This is a genomic window from Patescibacteria group bacterium, from assembly GCA_028716665.1.
GTDB lineage: Bacteria > Patescibacteriota > Patescibacteriia > UBA2591 > JAQUPP01 > JAQUPP01.
The window spans coordinates 66,227-85,488 of record JAQUPP010000002.1 but is presented as its reverse complement, the minus strand read 5'-3'; the positions used below and the strand labels follow the sequence as shown (position 1 = coordinate 85,488).

The following is a 19,262-nucleotide window of genomic DNA, read 5'->3' as shown; positions in this document are numbered from 1 at the left end:
TGACCGAATATACAAAATTATTGGTCTATTTATTTTAATACTTATACATGATAGCAAATAAGCCGTTTTTTGTCAACCCATTATAAAATATTTTTAACTCGCCTATTTTGGCTTAAATAAAGGTAAATCTGGGTTTTCCACAGTTTACCCCCAAATTTAAAAAACTATATTTTATTAAATTCTTCTTTTGCCACCTCTCTATCATCCCAAAAAAACCTGGTATTATTCTGACCCATAATGCACTGCTCGCACCCCTTGCCTGTTATCACCACCACGTCTTTTTCTTTGGCCAAACTTAAAGCTTTTCTAATCGCCTCTCTCCGATCAATAATTTTTAAAATTTTATCTTGATTTTTATTTTTAATTCCGGAAATTATTTCATCAATAATTTTTTCCGGATTTTCATTATACGGATCTTCGTTGGTAATGATAATATGATCACAATATTTTTCCGCCAGTTCTCCCAATTTCGGTCTTTTCCATTTGTCCCGTCCCCCGCCGGCCGCGCCAAGCACACATATCAATTTGGAATTTGGAATTTGGAATTTGGAATTTTGAAGAGTTTTATAAACTTGCTCTAAGCTCTCCGGAGTATGCGCATAATCAACGATTACTTCAAACGGATGAGTAATTATTTTTTCCATTCGGCCGGGCATTAGTTCAATTTCTTCCAGCGCTTTTTGGCAAATTTCCAAACTCACTCCTTGAGATAAGGCAACACAAATCGCCGCCAAAGAATTATAAACATTAAACTCTCCGGCTAAATTAATTATGAATTTGGAATTTAGAATTTGGAATTTAGAATTATTTGAATCCAAACAGATATTTTCGGCTTTAACAACTTTTAATCCTTCTAAATTCTTAATTCTAGATTCTAGATTCTTAATTGTATAGCCATATTTTTCATCAGCCGGAAATTTTAAAAAATGTTCCGCATTTTCGTCATCCAAATTAGCAACAATCACCTTCTTAATCGTCCGACCATTAATTCGTTTATGTTTTTTTGTTAAATTATAAAAAAGTTTTTGTTTGGCCTGGCGATATTTATCAAAACCGCCGTGAGATTCAATATGTTCCGGGCTGAGATTGGTAAAAACCGCCACATCGTAATTAATTCCCAAATGGCGACTTTGGATGATTCCTTCTGAAGAAGTCTCAATTATCGCGTATTTAGAGCCTGCTGCGAGCATCTGTTTAAGCATTTTTTGAAGAGCAAAACGGCCAAGCATGGTCATTTTTGTCTTATTAATCCACTCTTTTGGGCCCACTTTAAAATTGAAAGTTGTCGCCCAACCGCATTGATAGCCGGCTTTTTCCAAAATCCGACCGACCAAATTTACCACAGTTGACTTACCGGCCGTGCCGGTTATGCCGATAACAATCATTTTTTGGCTCGGCTGATTATAAAAAAAAGCAGCCAATAAAGCTAAAGACTGGTAATAAAAAATAAATAATTTTTTGGGAATAATTTTTTTAAGAATTGATTTTAACATAATTAATTTTTCTTACCGATTACCTTTTGCTCGATTATGCGTTTTGCACAGCATTTGGCAATTCTTAATATCGCTTTTACCACCCTTACTCCAAGCCGCTACATGGTCAGCATCCATATCGTTTAAACTCCAAATTTTACTCTTGTTGGCATCATGTCCAATAGCGCAATGCGGGCAATTTGATTCGCCTTTTTTCTCTGCTTTTGCAGTTTGTGTCGCATAAACTGCTTTTTTGGTTGCTTCATCAAAAATTCTAACCTCAAGCAATTTCGTATCAGTAGAACCTCCTAAAATAAATTCAAAAATACCTTTACGGTTTTTGAGGTATGGATCGCCATAGAGCTTACGCACTTCGGATGACACTTTTTTGGGGTCATAAGCTTTCTTATGATACTGCTCGTACAGTCGTCCCCACTCAAGTCCGCACATCTCGCTTTCCACATCGGTGAAGACGCTAGAGACCCAGTCAATCACACTATTGAAATATTTTTTTAACTCAATAATATTTTTATCATAGCGATGGAGGCTCATGTAGTCATCAATATTTCCCTTACTCGCCCAGTCCAATGCCCTCTCAAAAAATGCCTGTCGGTTTGCGCTGCCTTTTATATACGCGCTCCATTTTTGAATATTAGCATTTTGGCTGTTACTGAACTCCTCTTTGCCTAATGTAACGAATAGTCCGGAATAAATCGCGTTTAACAATTCTTGAGGGACGAGCGGTACTCCGGCAATATTGATTGTTTTAAACCACTCTTTTATTTGGCTTTCTGTGCCTTCGCATTCATAAATAAGCAATTTTGTTTCTAAAATCTTAGCTTTCTTGTCTTTTGCCATACCGCCGAAATATTGCATCCCATTTTCATCTTTGATTGCAAATTTGTCGGTGATAAAACGTCCGACACTGGTAATGCGCTGTTGTCCATCTAAAACTTCCAGTTTATCTTCGCTAACTTTATTAAAATAAATTAAACCTATTGGGTAACCTTTGAGTATTGATTCAATAACAGCCATCTCTCTTTTCCCGCCGTCAGACGCATAAATATAATTGCGTTGATACTCCGGTTGAATAGTCAACTTGCCGGACAAACCAAATAAGCCCTTGCCTTCAAGTTCGTTATAAACAAACCCATCGCAAATATCTTTAACGGTGATGTTGGTTTTTAAAATAGTTTTCATATTATTTAATTTGGTTATTTTTTTCTTGTCTATTAATAATTTTTACCTTTGTAAATATCTTTGGCTGATACTGGAGCTTGAAAACACTGAATCTATATAATCTTTTTTTTCGTCCGTTGAAAAAGTTTTTTTAATGGAAAATAATTTATCGCTCAAAAATCTAAATCTAAACTCATAACTTGCTCCTTTGTCTGGGTCACTAAATAAATGATCCTGTATAGATTTTGGAATTTTTAAATATTGATATGGATTTAGAGTTTTCGCCTCTTTTTCAAAGTCCATTATCAATCTAAAAACTAAATTCGATAAATCATCATTTTCATCAAAATTAAATCCATCTAGACTAGATATTATATTAATTAAGTCTCCATATTCAGATTCAACTAAATCAAGTGTGAGTGAATTTAGATAGTCAACTTCTTCATATAATTTATCTTTTAATTTATCAGCAACACCAATTTTTTTACAATATTTCTCAATGGCACCTTTTTCCAAAATTAATACTTTTTTGGCTTTTAATGTTTTAAAAACTTTTGTCATTTCTTGTTCAGCTAGTAGATTTGATAAGTCATCAAGAGTTTTACTATTTCTCCATGTACCAAATTCTGTAACATCCGTTGCATCTAAATACTTACTTAATTCCCCACCACTATTTAGCAAAAGATCCAAGTCAAATAAACTCCAACAAGTAAAAAATTCTGAAATAATTTTTTGAAATTTTACAATTTTTGACTTACCACCGTTTTCTTTTTCTACTGCCACGGAAATAAAGGAAATATTTCTTCCAAATACAGAATGATTCAACTTTTGTAAAAGTTGATTTAAAAATATTTGATCAGTGTACCCCTCCAATAAAACAATGGTTTTGCTAAATAAAATATGTTTATTGTAGTGAATCCATGTCGTAAAATTTTTATCGGATGAGCTATTAATTTTTTCTGTTAAGTTAAAGGTTTCTTTTTTTGGCTTACTAAGAAGAAAAACTTCAATTCCGTCAGAAAGAAAGTCGATAAAATGTGATGAATGTGTTGTAATAAAAACCTGTTTCCCATAATCCCTTGATAGCTTTTTTATCATATTAAACAAGCTTATCTGCAAATTAGGATGCAAGAATCTTTCCGGTTCATCAAAAATTAAATATTTATAATCTGGAGTTGTTAAATAATAAGCTAAATTAAAAAATGTTTTATATCCGTCGCCGTCTGCATTCAATTGAAATTTATTACCGTCTTCTGTTATCCAATATTGATTGCCCTCTTTACTAATTTCTTTGCCAAATAGTTTTTTAAACCAAAAGAAAATAACTTGTCTAACAGTATCGTTACCATTTATAAGGCTTGTGACATTATCAACTACTTTATTCCCCCAAGAATTTTGTTTTACGCTCTCCTCATCAATGGTATTAATAGGAGGAACTGAATTAATCCCATCAGAAATTATTTTCGTTTGTTGTGTCATATGTGCCTTTATTTGATCCATTAGTTTTGATTTGCCTGAGCCATTAGCACCAATAAAAACAAAAACAGATTTTGAGTCATCTATTATGATTTTTTTATCACCATAAATTTGATTTGGTAGTGCTATTTCCATTTTAAAAAATTAAAATTTAAAAAATTATTTTTTCTTATGTTTTATTAATATACGAGCATATTGCGGTTTTCCGTTTATATAAGTACAATCCGTTGCGGATTTTACCTTGTTCATTAAATGTTCTCGCTCTCCTCGCACATTAGAATTTCCCAATATTTCAAACTGTTTGGGATTATATTTATCAAGAAATGTAACTGGCACACCCATTACGCCTTTATAATCGCTTGGAATTGCATCGGTAAAAGGTATTTCAATCGCATCATAATTGTCATATTTATCATACGCTTTTTTACCTTTAATTTCTTTATGTTTGCTGTATTTCAAATTTTCTTCCATTGTCATAAGCGGTAATGGCTGGTGGCGGCGACCGTGATCAAGATTAGTTAGCCATAAACAATTATTGGTGGCTACAATTCTGTTTCCATTTTTATCTATCCGAGCCTCTGATCCGTATAAGTCGTAGGATTCGGGAACAATAAATCCAGAAATCCATCTCCCCATTCCATTACCAAGCCATGCTATATTTTCTTTAATTTTTTGAAATATTTCTCTATAGGTTAGGCAGTTGATATTGCCGATAATCAAAAACTTTTTTTTATAATCAAAAAGTTGTCTAAAATATTCACGAAACAAACTAAAGGGTGGGTTGGTTACTACTATATCGGATTGCTTGAGTAGTTCTACACATTCATCGCTACGAAAATCACCATCACCTTCTAATGGCGCCCATTCATTATTTTTGTTTACCTTTAACTGTTTGGCAATATCTTCCAAGTTAAACTCACCATCGTTGTCTATATCACGCACTTCGTTGATAATAAATTTGTTGGCGGTTATTTTAGCACGGCCCTGCCTACCGGCAGGCAGGCTTTTTGATTTTGTAAGAGTTTTATCATCCCCAAACAACCCTAGCTGCGTGTTCGCTACGGGCGAAGGCTTGTAGCTCGTAGTAATGAGCTGTTTTAATCCAAGCTTGTTGAAATTGAGCACGAAATAGCGAAAGAAATTGCTCTCAAACGGATCGTCGCAATTGCAATACACTGCCTTGCTGCGAAAAGTATCAGAATTATAATCCAGGTATTTTTCAATCTCTTTTTGAATATCAATATACTGAGTATAAAACTCGTCATTCTTTGCTTTTCTCGCTTTCTTAAGATTTTTAATTGATGATTTTCTAGCCATAATATTATTTAAATAATTCCGCCATCGGCATGCCGAGGACTTTGGCTGGTTTTTTCAAATGCCCTCAGCAGGAATCGAACCTGCATTTCAGCCTTCGGAGGGCTACGTTCTATCCATTAAACTATGAGGGCGGAAAAACAAATTACAAATTACTAATGACTAATTACTAAAAAAAATAAATTTTTCTATCCGCCCCGACGCTCTGGAGGTCGGGACTCCGACCCTTTAAGGCGTCGGAGTTAAACTATGAGGGCCCCTCACATGAAAATTATCAAAATTATTAATCTCCTGTGTCGCCCGCACTCACTCGGAAAAGACAATAATTTTCATGTGAGGGGCTGATAGCTCTCTACTTAAAAACTATAAAGTTTCTTCACTTGACTCCTGCGGAGGCTCCGGATTTTTATTCAGTTGTTCTTCGCCGGCTAAAGTTTGCAATGGTATTTGACTGTTAAGTTTTTCGTAATTTGGCAAATCTTTAATATCCGTAATGCCCAAATGGCGAATAAAATCCAAACTTATATTATAAGCGCATTTCAACGGATCTTTGCTTGATAAATCTTTATCAGCATCACTTTCTATGATCAAGCCTCTGATTAAAAGATTTCGCAAAATAATCGCGCAATTGACTCCTCTGATTTGTTCTAATTCTCCCCTGCTGATCGGACCTCGATAAGCGACAATCGCCAATGTTTCCAGCGAGGCCGGCGTCAATTCTCTGGTTACTTCTTCTTTCAAAAATTTTTGAATAATTGTTGTATTATCCGGATTGGTAACCATTTGAAATTCCTTGCCGTCTTGAATTATTTTTATCCCGCCATTTTTCTCATTATATTCTTTAACCAATTCTTCAAGAACCTGTCCGACTTCTTCAATTTTTGCCTCAGTAATAACAGATATTTCCTTTTTGGTTAAAGGACGGTTGGAGATAAAAATTAAACTTTCAATGGTTGATTTTAACATATTCGCTTGATTTTAATATTATTAAGCTTGTTGCTGTTCTTTTTTGGTAATGATAATTTCACTGAACAATTCTTCCTGATCAACAGTAATCATTTTTCTTTTCACCAAATCCAAAAGCGCCAAAAATATGACCACTTTTTCTATTTTTTCTTTTTGATCAATAAAATTGTTTAAAATAACTCTTTGGCTGGACGAAACCAGTTCAAATAATTCATTGATTTTTTGTTTCAAGGAAATAACCTGATGCTTGATGGTTTTTTGCGCCAATTTTATCTGGAATAAAATCGTTTCCATGACATTTTTAAATGATCTTTCCAGCATTTTGACCGTTATTTTCGTATTTAATGATGTTTGAGGAATCATATTTAAAGGAATTTTATCCCGATAAAAAGCGTAATGACCCTTGGCGATAATTTTTCCTATTTTCTGCGAAGCATTATGAAATTCTTTGTAAATTTTCAATTGACCGACCAAATCCCCTCCTTCTTCCTCCTCTAAGATTGAACCGGGAATTAATAATTTTGATTTAATCAAAAGAAGCTTGGAAGCAATATCCAAAAAATCAGCCAATTCTTCCCAATTTATTTCAATGGCATTGGTTAAATAAGTGACGAATTCATCAGTCACTTTGGCTAAAGAAATGTCGGTAATATCCATTTTTTCCTTTTCAATCAAACGAAGCAGTAGATCAAATGGCCCTTCAAATTCATTAACTTTAATATTATACATAGAAAATTTTAACAAAGCCCTTTATTTTTTCTGGCTAAAACTGCCTTTAATCGGCTCTTCCAATTTAATAAAATCTTTAATGGAAATTTTAAGAGACACATTATGATCGCCGCCACTGACCAAAACTTTCTTTTGTTTTAAAACAATGTTATCCGCAAAAACCGGCAAATTCAATAATTTACCAAATGGCGGCACGGCTCCCAATTTACCGATTTTAATATTCTTTTTCATCCAAACTTCTTTGACAAAATCCATTTTTTTAACGCCTTTTAATCCTTGTTTTTTGCGAAGACCATTCATCAAATTTTTGAATTTGGCTTTGTCAAAATTTTTATTCGGCGGAAGCAAAATCAAAACATGCTCATTATCAATATTGAAAATCAATGTCTTAACCGCCTCCTCCGGTTTTTTCAAATGCAAAGTTTGAACCAAATCCCAAGCCGTAAAAACCGGCCGATGTTCAATTGCTTCATATTTAATTTTATTTTTCTCAAGATAAGAAAGAATTTGTTTTGGAATCGCCATAAATTTATTTTATTTAATTATTACTTAAAAATAAAGGGTATTAAACCCCGGAGCACGCCCCAAACCCCCGTTTCACATCTGCCAGCTGGCAGAGGAGTATCAAACCCTTTGATATCTGCGCTCGCTCGAAAAAGCAATCCGCATTAGCGGAATTGCTTTTCTCTCACTCGCTTGATAATAAAAAAGCACCCAATTTAGCCGCTTCTAAAAATCTATCAATAACAATTGAAGAGTGACATGTAATAAAATTATATTCTCTTACTTTTTAAAAGGTATTGGACCTCGCTTAATCGCTTCATTAAACGAAACATTATTTCGGGGTTGAGATTGAGGCTGAAAAACTTGACGATTTTTCTTCAAGCAATCCTTGCAATAAATCGGTCTGATGCCATCCGGAACAAACGGGACAAAAACGGTTTTGCCGCAACCATTGCAAACGGCTTCATATTTATCAACATTTGATTCTTGAGATAAACTTTGGCCGGCGGCAAGAACACCACTCCAACGCATTATTTTTTCTTCAACTTGCTTTCTCGGTTCGGTATAGCGCTCTCGGGAAACTTTTATAATTTTTTCTTTATTATCTTCCAAAATGGAAAGCGGAGGCAAAGTAGCGGCGGAAAATGGCTCAGAAGTGATACCGTCGATCATCAATTTTACATAAATATTATATTTGTCCAAGTCAACCAAATCGGTTTCTTCAAAACGGGGAGCAAATTCTTTGGCTAAAAATTCCGCGTCTTCGGCGCCAACTCTGAAAATAACCATTGTGCCGACATTGCCGAATACGGCGTCGCGCACTTTACTGGAAGTTTCAGTGGCCAATTGACCGATATATTGATGAGCAATAACCAAGTTAAGATGATATTTTCTGGCTTCAGAAAGAATATTGGCGAAAGAATCAGTGGCAAAATTTTGAAATTCATCAACATAAAGATAAAAATCATGACGATCTATTTCAGGAATATTAATTCTGCTCATGGCCGCCAATTGGATTTTTGTAATCATCATCGCGCCCAAAAGAGACGAAGCGTCTTCTCCGATTCTGCCTTTAGAAAGATTCATTATTAAAATTTTCTTTTCGTCCATTATTTGTCTCAAGTCAATTTTTGATTTTATCTGGCCGACGATATTTCTGATTAAAGCCGTGGAAAGAAATTGTCCGACTTTATTTTGAATTGGAGCAATAGCCTCAGATCTCAAACGGTCCGGATATTTCGGATATTCATCCAACCAAAAAGATTTAACCACCGGATCACTTAACTGGTCAACCACTTTGCCGCGAAATTCTTTATCAACCAAAATACGCATAATTCCGAGCAAAGTACTGCCCGGATATTCCAAAAGCGCCAAAATGGCGTTTCTTAAAACATATTCCAATCTTGGACCCCAAGAATCAGCCCAAATTTTCTTAAAAATTCCAATCAAACCCGAAGCGACCAAATGCCGCTCCCCTGTTTCCACTCTTTCCAAAACGTTAAAAGCAAACGGAAATTCATAATCTGCCGGATTAAAATAAACCGTATCATTAATACGGTTGGCCGGAATAAATTCCAATGCTTTTTCAGCCAAATCTCCATGAGGATCAACAATCGCCACGCCATGTCCGGCGATAATATCCTGATATATCATATTTTCCAGCACTGTTGACTTACCTACGCCGGTTTTTCCGACAATATACATATGCCGGCGCCGATCGTCGGTTCTAATGCCAAATTTTTGTCTTTTACTGCGATAATTCGTTTCCGCAAATAAAATAACCTCATCTTCAATTTCTTTCTTTTTAATTTTGTCTTGTTCGGATTCCATGGTAATTTTTATAATTAAAAATGCAAATATCAAAAATTAAAATGACAATTCAAAATGTCAAAATTATTTATTGAATTTTTAAATTTTACACTGTCATTTTCCATTTTGATTTTTAATCTTTAAAATCATCTGTATCAGGCCAAAGTTTCACTATTTTGATACCAAGATATTATAACAGAAATACTAAAAACTTCAAGGACTTGTTCTGCTTCTGTCTGATTTAATGATTAAAGAGACGATAAAACCGCCAATCAAAACGGCTAAAACAATAATGGTTAAAATTTTTCCTTTTGTTCTTAAAAATAAAGCAATCAGGCCGAAAATCAGGGCTACCAACCAATAAAAAATAACTATTTTTCGCTGCGGCCAACCCAAATCAAGCAGACGGAAGTGGAGATGATTTTTGTCGCCAAAAAACGGCGAACGGCGTTCTTTGAAAACTCTTTGAATAATAACGCTGATCAAATCTATTATGCCAATGCCCAAAACCAAGAAAGTAGTGGCCATTTTACTGCCGGAAATTATGGAAAGCACGCCCAAAATAAATCCGCAAAATAAGCTGCCGCCTTCGCCCAAGAAAATCTTAGCCGGATTAAAATTAAAAAATAAAAAACCAAGCGCCGCGCCGGAAAAAATCATGGCCATTATTCCAACTTCGGGCAGAAAAAATTTGGTCAAGAAACAAAGCCCGGCAATAACCAATCCGCCGATAACAGTTAAACCGGAGACTAATCCGTCCAAGCCGTCCATTAATTTGGTGGCATACATTAAAATCATCAGCCAAAGAAAAGTTATCAAATCAGCCCAAGGCGTAAAATAATAAGGCATGCCGTGAATTCTGATTATTTCAATTTTGGTTTGATCAAAATGCAAATAGCCTGAGCCGAAGGGCCCACCCTGAGCAAAGCCGAAGGGATTATTGATATAATTAATGCCAATACCGCTGCAAATGATTATCAAACAAGCCAAAATAGGCCAAATAATTTGCTGTTTCGGTTTTAAATGATATTTGTCATCCAAAAAACCGCCAAGCATTAAAATAAAACCGGCCAAACCCAAACCGATTAAATGTTTCATTTGGACCAATTTATGCGGCCAAAAATCGGATTTAAAAACAATAAATAAAATCAGAAAAAAGACGAAAAAAATAGCCATGCCGCCTAAAAGCGGGATGGATTTTTTGTGAATTTTTCTTGTGGTGAGCGGAGTCGAACCACGGCTGCCAATTTCGGGCAAGTCAACAATTTTAAATTTCAATGCTATTTTTCTGACAAAAAAAGTCAAAATGGCCGAAAAAACAGCAGAGAGAATAAAAATATTAATAAAGGCGCTTGACATAAACAATCAAATTAAATTCAAAAATTAAAAATTAAAATGGAAAATGACAATGTAAAATTAAAAATGTAATAAATAATTTTAACATTTTGATATGTCATTTTGATTTTTGATATTTAAATTTTTAATTTATCAAGGTAATCTTGTAAAATAATCATGGCTGAACCGGAATGAATATTCCCTTCTCCGCCCTTCGACAAGCTCTTGGCCATTTTACTGGTTAATCTTTCATCAAAAATTTCTATAGGCAATTCAATTGCCTTTTTTAATTTTTGAACAAATTCGTCAGTGATTTTCGTCTGATCGGTCAGATTATTTTGCATGCCCATGGGCCGGCCGACGATTATTTTTTCTATTTTTTCTTTTTTAATGATTTCCTTTAATTCAATCAATAATTTTTCAAATCCCTGATCATGCACCACATAGGGTGCATGACTCTGAACCTTATGCGGTTCAGAGTATTCCAAAACTTTATAAGGAAAAACAATTTTCATTTTTGAGTCAGCGATGGCCAAGCCAATATGCTGATTGCCGTAATCAATAGCTAAAATCATTCTAACATTTTAACATAATAATATGGTAACAGCAACCCTGTTATTATGTTTATATAGCTTTAATAATTTACTAAACGTTTTGACACGGCCGTTAAAAAACGTTTAGTAAATTAATTTAAATAATTATTAAATAAATACAATAAAAACAAGAGAGCCTCTTACGAGGCTCTCTTGCGTCAGGGCGAAAACTTTTATTGTTTTCCCCTGTTTGAATCGTTTTAACGCTCCGATCAAAACGTTATTTTCAACTAGTTATTTCTGTAGCTTCTAACATTGCTGTAAAGAGGATCGATATTCTTAATCATATAACCATTAAGAGTGGCATATGTGGTATTAATATCATCATCCCAGACAAAATCGGCCGCAGCACCAGAAGCATCAACTACATCAGTATTTATATAAGCCTGAAGAGTTGTTGTACCGGTGATACCGCTATCAACTGCCAGTCCACTTCCATCAGAAGAGGAAGTGTCCACTTTCAACAAATAAGTTCTTGGTTGACTGTTAGAAACCGTTGGTCGATAAGCATCAGCCCAACTAATAGAGAATACACCAGTACTAGTAGTGTAGGCTGTGGTTATACCAGTATTATCAGACAAATCATCATTTGAGCTGGAAGTAATATCCGTTACAGTAAAATCAGTACTTGCTAAATCAGCCTTCCAAGCAGCACCATTAGTAGAAAGTGTCCATTGAAGTTTGGCAATTTCAGAATCAGCGGCAACGTCAGAAGTAACAGTAAATTTACCAATTTCGGTTACAGCATCAGGTATAAAGGTGCCAGCAGCAACGCTATTGGCTGCTAATGTCACTGTCGGTCTAGTTTTTCGGACATACATAGTATTTCCGTCAACATTACCGCCAGCTACGCCAGCAACGATAAATTCATTGGCGTCATCGCCAAATGTGGATGCGCCTTGAGCTGAACAATTGCCGGCTGTCGCACAAGCTATGCCGAGTTCAATTGGGTCGCCAGAGGTGGCTCCACCGTCAATCGTGTTAAGATCAGCAGAGACAGTCAAAACAGAGGAGGTACCCTTTTTGATTAACCAGTTCATGCTATCAAATGTAGCATATGAGCCGGAGAAACTTTGAGTTCCAGTTCCACCTGTATAGGCTATCTTTACGTTAACAAGACTGCGAGCATACGTTGAAGAAGCAAGGTCAACTCTAAGTTTATTGACCGTGATATCTTCGTTAGTAGCAGTGAATTTAAATTTAGACATTACTACGTTAGATGTTCCTGCAATCACGATATCATCAGCTGGGCTGGCAGCATCTTTCGCTATAGTAAGCGTACCACCATTATTCACGGTGATATAAACAGTAGGAGCAATACCAGTGTTAATATCTCCAGTGATAGTTAATGGATTGCTGTCAGCATAAGCAGTAATTTCGTGATCGAGCACACCAATATAATAATAATCAACAGTATCCGTATCTGCAAGAGTATCTTTCAAATTAGCCTTAAAGGTAAACTTTTTATTGGTGCCCTTAAGAATATCTACATTCAAGCTAGTAAAATCAGCTGTGCCATAATCAGTAGCGGCAGTATAGCTGATATTGCTAGTGGCTAAAGGAGTAGTGGAATCCCCTTCATATAACCCTAAAGTGGTTATTAAAAGTTTAGGATCCAAATAATCAGCAGCGCCAAAAGTAGAATCATCTTCAGCATAAACGAGAACTTTAATTCTCCTCAAGTTAACAGTAGCTGCCTCAGAAGCGGTTAAAATTAAGCCCATTGAAGGCACATTTACAGCACCTTTAACAAAGGTGGTGCTAACCGGAGTGGAAGCTAAAGTAGGAGTTAAAGAAGCAGCCACGACGGTCTGATTTTCACCAGTAATGCTGGTTGGAACAACATCAGACTCATAAATATAGTCAGTGGTCGCAGTTTCTCTAATTTCAACAGTTTCAATAGTTGTGCCTCTGAGAACCATATCTAAGTTGGCTCTTAATTTCAAGCCAGCTGTAGTCATATGATTGGCAGTATCAGCAGCTAAATCAACTGTAACTGATAAATGTCTTGCTACACCAGCAGTGAGCAAAAATGCATCACTTAAGGTATAGGTAATTGGGTTGTCAGCAGCATCAGCATCAGTACAATTACCAATTTCTGTGGTATCGACTGTGCCAGACATTAAGGTTGTGCCGGTATCGGCATCCTTAATTCTTAAATCAGCAACTTCGCCGTCAGCGTTATCAAAAGTAACTCCTGTACCAAGGTCGGCACAAAGAGTAACATCTAATTTTTTCACTTCAACAGCGCGACTAGCCGTAAGGCTGGCTTTGGTTAAAACCACATCTTGTTGATTTTTACCAATATTGCCTGCGACTGGACCATTATCGGCTAAAGTAATAGCTCCACCCTTAAGAGTTAAGGCTGTAGTATTGGCATTAGCAAAGTTATTGGTCGCTTTAGCACCGAATCCATATTGTTTGTCGGTAACCACAAGGTGGCTATCTTCATCAATATAAAATTCAATGGTTTCGGCAACACGGCCAACAATGTCAGCTTTTAAAGCAAAGTTTCGATTTTGGCCTTTTAAAATGGTAAATGGAGTGGTTAAAGTCAAAGTTAAAGTATCATTGGAAGAGATACTGGAAGCAGTTGCTAAAACTGGAGAAGTTGTGCCATCTTCATAAAGTTTGAAGTTGGATAAATCTCCACGAGCAACAGTACCAGTAAATGTTAAAACCACTTGGTCAACAGTAACATCATTGTTATTGGAGCCATTGGTGACTTTAAAATTGGCAATTTCCGCATTTAAAGCTCCGACTGAAGGATCAGTAGGAGTGGTACCAACAGCGACAGTGGCTGTACCAATTGTTTGGCTACCAATAGTCATCATATTACCTGAAACAGGTAAACCGGTGACAGTGGCAGTTGTTTCCATGCTAGTTAAGCTAAAGACGTGTTGGTCAGAAGCGGTAGCATGAAGAGCACAACCTGCAGTGCAATAAACATCACCGCGTAAGGTAATAAGCTTTGAAGAATTGGCCGCGACAGCAATGCTGAGAGCGGTAAATTCTACAGTTTGAGTATCAGTGCTCAAAGTTCTGGCAGTAGTCAATCTGGTATCACCTTCATATAAATAAAGACCGGACCAGTCAGCAGTTGCGCCAACGCCTGATCTTTTAAAAGTTAAACCGGTGATAGTAGCTTCAGTCGTACCAGCGGTTAATTTTGTTTTCAATAAGAAAACATTGCTGGATCCCATTGGAAGGGTGGCTGAAACTTGATTATCGCTAGCTAAGCTAGCTGTTAAAGCAGAGGTTACACCCGTTACTCCTGTCCAACCAGGAGTGAGTAAACCGGCTTCAACGCCAGTAATGGTAGAACCATCAGCATAAGCTTCGTCAGTGCTGACAGTTATAACATTGTTTGCTAAATAGCGATTGGCAACAAAAGCGGCGTCAGAAATGGCGCGTTTTGTACCATCAGTAATTATATACTTCTGGGTTGTCCCAGTGTATTGAAGAATACTTCCATTTGGGTGAGTTGAAGAAGTTGTAATCATTGTTCCTAATGGATAAGTGAATTTAGTAAGTAAATCGTCAGGTACCCAGGTAACCTTTGACCATAAAGCGTCTTTAAATAAGGCCTGATAAATCTGTTCTGATTGTACCGGTCTTAATTTAGAATCTTCAATATAGTAAACGGCTTCCTTGGCATAACCTTGTAATCCAGTACCAACACCGCGGAAGAGTGATCCGTCGCGGAAAGGCATGGAATTTCCATCGGTATAAGCAGATAATTCTGAAGCGCTAACTGTTTTAACGCCGGAGAAGTCAGCTGCATATCCCCAAGAAAGATAGACATTGGCATGTGGGAAGACGCGTTTTGTCGCACCTTGGATATAATAGACAGCGGAGCTACCAGCAGCCTTTACTAAATCGCCATCAGCGATATAAGTAGTAGCATTGACTGGGAGTATACCGGCTATGCCTATGGACCAAAGGATTGTCATTACGGTTGTCCCGATTGCAATAGCTTTTTTAAGTTTATTCATTTTAATTTAAACCTCGTTAATTAATAAGCAGCGATTTCGGATTAAATATTAAAAAGTATCAATCCTTCAACTACTTATTTTAGATAATATCCCGTCATATTCTCTAAAATTTTAGTTTTAGAAAAAAGACTCGACCTTTTTAATTCCCGCCTTTTGGGCAGGGATCAACTGATCCAAGATTTCGACGTCTTAAAAATCAGTTGAGGGATATTTTATTTAAGTTTATTAATGTTCTAATTATTTTTTTATTTTTCGCGAATCATCGGCGTAACTTTAACTTTTCCCGTTCTTTCAACATCGATTCCGAAATCCGCTTTTTGTTCAGATTTTGGAACTGATATTTTATTCAAGCTGCCCAAAGATCCGCCGGCATTTTTGATAATCGGTGATGTATTGATTTTTTGTTCAGCAGGAATTTGCGACGGAGTGGAAGTGGCTTGATCAGGAACTATATTATTCTGAGAAGAATTTTGAGTTATTTTTTCCGCGTTGTTAATTTTTTCCAAAGCCGTGACTAAATTATTTTCTTGCAAAGAATTTTTTGTTTCTTCCAAAAGTTTTTTCAAATCATCTGATTGAAGAACTTTAAATATTTCTTGCCCGTCTTCAATCGGCAAAGCGCCTTCGTCAGCAATCAAATTTTCCACATTATCACTGACCGGATTTTGAGCGCTGATTTCATTTTTTAAAATTTTCAAATCGCTGTTGAAATTCGCCACCAATTTATTGAGTTCAGGCGTGGCCGTCGCACCCTTCTCTATTTTATCAGCTATAGTTCTGGCTTCGGACAAACGATTGGCCAAAATTTCCGCTTTTAAAACGGTTTTTTGAGACTTATCAAGGATTAAGGCCATACGCACCTTCTCTGAAGCGCGTTTTACCGGATATAATAAATCACCGGGAATAGTGTTTTTGGCGGCAAAAACAGTACCGAATCCGGTGATAAAAATAAATAATAAAACCAGCACACTCACAGCTGCTGGTCTAAAGTAAAATACTTGGTTTTGACTAGGAAAAGTTTCCTTATAGTAAGATAAAAGCATTTTTTTGCTTTCCTTCGCCATAGTCCTAGAAGGCTTAATCTCGTTATAATTTTGGATTAAATCTTTGAGTTCCATAGTTTTATAATTACACTATATATGACGTAAAATCCGGGGATTTGTGACACCCCTTAAAGGGACTTAATCCTGAGCCTTGTCGAAGGACTATTTCGCCTCTTCCTTATCTTTTAAAATTTCTTTTAATTTATCCAATCCCCGATGCACTCTTTGTCTGACATTACTTTCCTTCTCGCCAATAATTTCTGAAGTTTCCTTGAAAGAAAGTCCTTGAAAAAAATGAAACTCAACCACTTCCCGATATTCCGGTTTTAATAAAGATAAATATTTTTTAATGTTATCAATGGCCATTTTTTGATCCAATTGTTTTTCCGTTTCTTGCGGCGCGGCAATTTCAATCGCCTCGTCAAGTGAGAGATCATTTTGTCTGGTCCGATAAAAATCAATAATTAAATTTCTGGCGATTTTAAAAAGAAAGGCTTGGAAATTTTCAATCTCGCCTTCTTCTTTCAAGTAATTAAAAATTTTAAGAAAAGTTTCATTGGTCAGGTCGTTCGCCTTTTCTTCATCGGATACCTTAAAATAAATAAAACGGTAGATTTTATCCCGGTATAATTCATAAAACTTAGTAAAAGCGAATTCCCTGCCGCTTTTGACCTGATGAATGAGGATTTTTTCGGTTATCCTTAACATAATGTATCAAAATACTAGCAAAAATGACAAAAAAAGCAAGCCCCCACACCAAACTTATCGTTAATCTTACGAATAAGAAGGTATAAAAGGCGCAAAGCCGCTTCGCTTTCATACCTCTTTATAATAAAAGTCTTATTTTGAGTTTGGTGTGGGGGCAGGCCCCTAATTTTTTATTATTTTACAGACTAGACTGTTGAGATAACGTCGCTTTGATGATTTTTTCCTCTCCGGCGCGCAAAACCGTCAATTCCACTATATCGCCCGGATTTTTCTGTTGAATCAGATAAGTCAAATCCTGGTCTTTATTTAAGCTTATTCCGTCTACTTTGACGATAATATCGGCATTATTAAGGCCTGCTTTTTGGGCCGGACTGGAAACAATCGGCAAACCAAAAACAATTGCTCCATTAGTCAAATCCTTAAAGAGAGAGCTGGAAATGCCCGGTGCTTCTTCTATGCGCAAATAATCAACACCCAAATAAGGACGTTTGATTTTCTTATCCTTTAAAACTTGATCAATCAGAGTTTTAAATTGCCAAGAAGGAATAATTTTCTCCTGAGATATCAGTCCGACTTCGGCGCCATCCAATCCGAAAACCATTCCACTGGGAAAAAGACTTGGAGAAATTTGAGAATCCAATAATATATAGTCGTCAAATTTATCAGTGGAATGAACCAAGTCGTCTGTTTTGTTGATATTTTTAAAACGCGGATTGCTGATTTCCGTAAAATTAATTTTATTGAATTTATCCCAAACAATAACCTGTTCCCCTGCTTTAACTTCCTCGGCTAAAGCAAATTTCACCACTCCCAAATTTTGGGCGGTAATTTTTATAAAATTTATGCCGGTTATAGAATCTTTTAAAATTTCTTCGACAGGATAAACTTTATTTTCAGCATCAACGGCTACATATTTTTGTTTTACGTCAAAATCTCCTCCGCTGGCCAGCCAACCATCACTGGTAACAATCAAGCCGAGCGATTTAACTTGCCAAGGCGCGTAAATTTGATCTAAAAACGACAATTTTGTCTTAGTTGAGGTCTCTTTAGCTGAAAAAATCCTGACCATTTTTAAAGACAAATCATTAACCAAAGAAACGGCTCTGGCATCACTGGTGACGGTGACTTTTTTTTCAGTAACCAAGGTTACTTCATGGGTGGGAAAATACTTAGTCAAACTTATTTCTTGTAAAAATGGAATTTTAATTGTCTGGCGGGTTAAAATAAAAAGGCTGCCGCCAATGCCGGAAGCCAAACCGAAAATTATGGCCAAAATAACAGCCAACCATACCCAACCCCGAGGAGCGGTCAACGGTTTTTGGAAATTATTAAAAGATTGGTCATTATAAAATTTCTGCACGCCATCTTTTAACTCTTCCTGACGTTCTTTTTTTATTTCATCTCTCATGCTTTTTTTTACATCAACTGATTCTTTTGTGTCTATTTCGTCAACAACGACGATTCTTTGTTTTTCTTTACCCATAGATTAATAATTATACTGAATAAAATTGAAATGATCAAGGCATTTAAATAAAACGTGAGCGGCAAGAAATTAATCGCCAAATAAATCTCACTTAAAATTAAACTGATAACGCCCAAAAATATCATTGTATCTTTTGATAAATCTTGAGAATTAATCCAAAAAAAATAAAACTTTAGCCAAAATAACAGAAAGAAAACCATAATCGCCGTTAAATATAGTTTATATCCCAACGGATTTTGACCAAAATTAGCGCCTAAACCGACCAAAAAACAATAAGTGATAAAAAAATTAAACCAGGCGGCTGATTTTTTTAAAGTATGGGGATGATAAAGTCGTGGCCGATAAAATAACCGATAAATATTTATAATAAAATAATTAAAAATAGCGGCGGTGATAAAAATAAAAATAAATCGCAGGACCGAATTGGTTAAAAAAAGGAATAATATTAAAGCCCCGGAAATCATTAAAATCAGCTGAATAAAAAATGGCCAATGAGTTTTAAAATAATCTTTAATTAAAAAAAATCCTGCCACGAGAGCGGAAATCAAAATTAAACCATAACCAATAACGGTTTTTAAAGCGGTCGGATGATAAAGTATGGCCGCCAAGACCGAAATAACAAAAAGCGGCAAATAAAGATAAAATTTAAAATTCAT

Annotated in this window: 15 protein-coding genes and 1 tRNA gene; all 16 read right to left on the bottom strand. The window is 35.9% G+C overall.

Annotated elements, in window-relative coordinates; translation table 11 throughout:
- Positions 1–164: 164 nt before the first annotated feature.
- Entirely contained in the window at positions 165–1,493 is a 1,329-nt protein-coding gene (locus tag PHF10_03440) for a UDP-N-acetylmuramoyl-L-alanyl-D-glutamate--2,6-diaminopimelate ligase (protein MDD5534776.1), read from the bottom strand.
- 12 nt (positions 1,494–1,505) lie between these two features.
- Positions 1,506–2,672, bottom strand: a complete 1,167-nt coding sequence (locus PHF10_03435) for a DUF262 domain-containing protein (GenBank protein ID MDD5534775.1) — start codon at positions 2,670–2,672, stop codon at positions 1,506–1,508.
- 42 nt (positions 2,673–2,714) lie between these two features.
- Entirely contained in the window at positions 2,715–4,262 is a 1,548-nt protein-coding gene (locus PHF10_03430; GenBank protein MDD5534774.1) for an AAA family ATPase, read from the bottom strand.
- Positions 4,263–4,286: 24 nt separating this feature from the next.
- On the bottom strand, positions 4,287–5,444 hold the full coding sequence (locus PHF10_03425) for an adenine-specific methyltransferase EcoRI family protein (GenBank protein MDD5534773.1): 1,158 nt from the start codon (positions 5,442–5,444) through the stop codon (positions 4,287–4,289).
- A 59-nt stretch (positions 5,445–5,503) separates the two neighbouring features.
- Positions 5,504–5,575: transfer RNA gene (locus PHF10_03420), tRNA-Arg, on the bottom strand.
- A gap of 229 nt (positions 5,576–5,804) precedes the next feature.
- On the bottom strand, positions 5,805–6,407 hold the full coding sequence (scpB, locus tag PHF10_03415; protein ID MDD5534772.1) for an SMC-Scp complex subunit ScpB: 603 nt from the start codon (positions 6,405–6,407) through the stop codon (positions 5,805–5,807).
- A gap of 21 nt (positions 6,408–6,428) precedes the next feature.
- Entirely contained in the window at positions 6,429–7,136 is a 708-nt protein-coding gene (locus PHF10_03410; GenBank protein ID MDD5534771.1) for a segregation/condensation protein A, read from the bottom strand.
- A gap of 21 nt (positions 7,137–7,157) precedes the next feature.
- The gene (locus PHF10_03405) at positions 7,158–7,661 is read right to left on the bottom strand and encodes a YbaK/EbsC family protein (GenBank protein ID MDD5534770.1); all 504 of its coding nucleotides are present in this window, start codon (positions 7,659–7,661) and stop codon (positions 7,158–7,160) included.
- Positions 7,662–7,919: 258 nt separating this feature from the next.
- A complete protein-coding gene (locus tag PHF10_03400) occupies positions 7,920–9,470 on the bottom strand; it encodes a type IV secretion system DNA-binding domain-containing protein (GenBank protein ID MDD5534769.1) in 1,551 nt (516 codons plus the stop codon).
- A 192-nt stretch (positions 9,471–9,662) separates the two neighbouring features.
- Positions 9,663–10,808 carry an MraY family glycosyltransferase gene (locus PHF10_03395; GenBank protein ID MDD5534768.1) on the bottom strand — a complete coding sequence of 382 codons (1,146 nt, stop codon included), beginning with the start codon at positions 10,806–10,808 and terminating at the stop codon, positions 9,663–9,665.
- Between the two features lie 113 nt (positions 10,809–10,921).
- Positions 10,922–11,359 carry a Holliday junction resolvase RuvX gene (ruvX, locus tag PHF10_03390; GenBank protein ID MDD5534767.1) on the bottom strand — a complete coding sequence of 146 codons (438 nt, stop codon included), beginning with the start codon at positions 11,357–11,359 and terminating at the stop codon, positions 10,922–10,924.
- A gap of 248 nt (positions 11,360–11,607) precedes the next feature.
- Complete coding sequence (locus PHF10_03385; protein ID MDD5534766.1) at positions 11,608–15,372, bottom strand: hypothetical protein; 3,765 nt, start codon at positions 15,370–15,372, stop codon at positions 11,608–11,610.
- Between the two features lie 245 nt (positions 15,373–15,617).
- Positions 15,618–16,340, bottom strand: coding sequence for a DUF5667 domain-containing protein (locus PHF10_03380; protein MDD5534765.1), 723 nt, complete (start codon positions 16,338–16,340; stop codon positions 15,618–15,620).
- Between the two features lie 237 nt (positions 16,341–16,577).
- The gene (locus PHF10_03375) at positions 16,578–17,123 is read right to left on the bottom strand and encodes an RNA polymerase sigma factor (protein MDD5534764.1); all 546 of its coding nucleotides are present in this window, start codon (positions 17,121–17,123) and stop codon (positions 16,578–16,580) included.
- A gap of 178 nt (positions 17,124–17,301) precedes the next feature.
- Complete coding sequence (locus PHF10_03370) at positions 17,302–18,606, bottom strand: S1C family serine protease (GenBank protein MDD5534763.1); 1,305 nt, start codon at positions 18,604–18,606, stop codon at positions 17,302–17,304.
- Positions 18,564–19,262: a hypothetical protein gene (locus PHF10_03365; protein ID MDD5534762.1), complete on the bottom strand. Its 699-nt coding sequence runs from the start codon at positions 19,260–19,262 to the stop codon at positions 18,564–18,566. The genes PHF10_03370 and PHF10_03365 overlap by 43 nt, the downstream gene beginning before the upstream one ends.